The organism is Ferruginibacter sp. (assembly GCF_031430955.1).
Classification (GTDB): Bacteria; Bacteroidota; Bacteroidia; order Chitinophagales; family Chitinophagaceae; genus Ferruginibacter.
This window is the reverse complement of the sequence record NZ_JANPCM010000086.1, coordinates 1-2543: the sequence shown is the minus strand read 5'-3', so window position 1 is coordinate 2543 and position 2543 is coordinate 1. Positions and strand designations below refer to the sequence as shown.

Annotated in this window: 4 protein-coding genes; 1 reads left to right on the top strand and 3 read right to left on the bottom strand. The window is 33.6% G+C overall.

Going from position 1 to position 2543, the window contains the following annotated elements:
• A partial coding sequence (locus tag ACY65O_RS02505) for a DUF2452 domain-containing protein (RefSeq protein ID WP_462219277.1) occupies positions 1–190 on the top strand: 190 nt, incomplete at its 5' end.
• Between the two features lie 189 nt (positions 191–379).
• Here ACY65O_RS02505 and ACY65O_RS02500 read toward each other — a convergent pair.
• The 3 genes from ACY65O_RS02500 to mltG form a co-directional block, all read right to left on the bottom strand.
• Positions 380–985, bottom strand: coding sequence for a thioredoxin family protein (locus ACY65O_RS02500; protein ID WP_462219276.1), 606 nt, complete (start codon positions 983–985; stop codon positions 380–382).
• Between the two features lie 51 nt (positions 986–1036).
• Positions 1037–2008, bottom strand: a complete 972-nt coding sequence (locus tag ACY65O_RS02495) for a YihY/virulence factor BrkB family protein (RefSeq protein ID WP_462219275.1) — start codon at positions 2006–2008, stop codon at positions 1037–1039.
• An 80-nt stretch (positions 2009–2088) separates the two neighbouring features.
• Positions 2089–2543: endolytic transglycosylase MltG (gene mltG / locus ACY65O_RS02490; RefSeq protein WP_462219274.1), on the bottom strand; the 455-nt coding region annotated here is incomplete at its 5' end.

The window sequence follows — 2543 nt, the reverse complement described above, 5'->3', positions numbered from 1 at the left end:
CATGATCATCTATAATGCAAAACTTAGTTTTTCGCCAGTAGTCGGTTCGGTGTATTATCTCTATCAAAAAAACGATGACACTCATTTTCTTTCTATGATTGGTCCGCAACAATGGAGTAAAGGGAGTGCGTATAAAAATTACATTGCCCAGGTTAAATTACTCGCCGATCATACATGGGCGGAAATGTAATGATGCAGGAATTATAATCATGCAGATTGGTTAAATAATATCACCCAGACATTTTTTTTAATCGTATAGTTTCGATGTTTAATTAGTATAATATTGTGATACCGAAATTCATTATTACGCAAATAAAAACTGCTCACAAAAATTTACCTGTGCAGTTTCAAAACGGTTTAATTTCACCGGCAATAATTATTACAACTTTCTTTTAATACCACAACCAACACTTCTGCTTTCTTTTACACTTATATCTTTTCCTACAGTTAATTCATTAATTGCTTCTTTTAAATGATATCGTTTTACATTACCGGCATCAGTTGGGTTATCATCAATGGCGCCATGATACACCAATTTTAAATCCTTGTTAAATAAAAAACATTCCGGTGTTCTTTTGGCACCAAAGGCATCGGCAATTTCATTATTTTTATCTACCACATAATTCCAATTGTAATTTTGTTGTTTGGCATAAGTTTTCATTGCAGCATAACTGTCATCATCATTGCGCAGGCCTTCGTTGCTGTTTAAAATAATTATGCCCACATTATTTTTTTGTGCATAAGCTGCAATCTCCACAGTACGTTGCTGATTTTTTATTACATAAGGACAGGTGTTGCAACTAAACATTACCAGCACCCCATTTTCTTTTGTAACTTCTTTTATAGAAATTTCTGTACCGGAAATATCTTTTAGTTTAACATCGGCTTTAGGCATTGTACTGCCAATAGGTAATATGCCGCTGATGCTAAATGCCATCACTGCTATTGATGCAAAAGCAAGTAATAATAAAAATATCTTTTTCATAAAATTTAGTTTTACTAAAGTTAATTAATCAAAAACAAAAATAAAAACCGCTTATGTAATTTGCCTTACTATAGCCTTTGCTTTTTCTTCAGCATCCCTGTGTTCCGCTAAAGACTTTAATGTTTTTATACTTACATTCAATTCAAAACCAACCAGCAAAACCAGAGAATTAATAAAGATAAGAGCCATCAGCATTATTATGGTACCAATAGAACCGTACAGCGCATTGTATTTTCCAAAATTATTAACAAAAGAAGAAAAGCCTAATGTAGCCAGGATGCATAAAAAAGTAGCCAGTATAGTTCCCGGCGAAACTAATTTCCAGCGCTTATGAACAGAAGGGGCATATTTATAAATGAAAGCTATAGAATAAAATACAAGCAAAGCAATAACTACCCAGCGAAAATAGAAAATGAAATCTTTCCAAAAATTACTTTTTACGCCTAACCAATTTAAAACGGCACCCTGTGTAATTAACAAAATAAGACAAGCCAGTACCAAACCAAAAATTAAAACCGTAAGCCTGATGGCAATCCAGCGCTTATGCAATCCTTTTCTTTTGGCAAAGCCTATATAATTTTTATTGAAGGATCGCATTAAACCCATCATAGCATTTGATGCAAAAAATAATGCCAGTATTAAACCAAAGGAAAGTAGTCCAATTTTATCTCCTTTTAAAAAAGAATCTACAAACTTAATAATATTTTCGTTGTAGGCTTTTGCAGGAACAATATCAGTAATTAAAACATGCAACTGGGTTTTAATGCTTGACTTAGATATAAAAGGCAAACTTGGGATAAGCGTAAATAAAAATAAAAAAGATGGCGGTATGGCCATTATAAAATTATACGAAATTGCTGATGCCCTTTCCGTAAGCCCCACCGTTTTAACCTGTTTGTAAAAAAACTTAAGTACATCATAAAGTGGTACGCCTTCAAAACCCGGTAAATACCAGTGTTTACTTTTACGTAAAATAAAAGTAAGCGGCGTTTTGGTTACCAATATGCGTTCCAGCTTAGTCATTATGCTACAAGGTAATTTTTTTTTGGCTGAATATAATTACTAACGCATTAATTGTATTTTTCTGAACACTTAATTATTTTTTACGGGGTAGTAGCTTTTGCTGCTTTGGCTTTTATTAAACTGTCTAATGCGTTTTGATACGCTTTAGCAAAAACCAAGTGCTCTGAATAAGTAGTTGCAAAATTTGAATAGCCATTAAAGTCGGGCTTGGCAACAAAGAAAATATAATTGGTTTGCGGTGCATTTAAAACTGCATCAATTGTTTTTGATGATGGTGTGCAAATAGGACCTGGTGGTAAACCTGTTTGCCGGTAAGTGTTGTACGGCGATGGGTACTCCAGGTGTTTGTGTAAAATTCTTTTTAAACCAAAATCTTTCATAGCAAATTTTACGGTAGGGTCAGCTTCTAATTTCATACCGGTTTCAATACGGTTGATGTAAACGCTGGCAATCTTTCCTTTATCTTCTTCCTTATTAGTTTCTTCTTCTACAATACTTGCCATGGTATAAACCTGCTTTGGCGTCATGTTTAACG

Bases quoted from the DNA above. Each gene is read 5' to 3' on its own strand.
- ACY65O_RS02495 (WP_462219275.1), bottom strand. From the start codon at position 2,008: ATGACTAAGCTGGAACGCATATTGGTAACCAAAACGCCGCTTACTTTT.
- ACY65O_RS02500 (WP_462219276.1), bottom strand. From the start codon at position 985: ATGAAAAAGATATTTTTATTATTACTTGCTTTTGCATCAATAGCAGTG.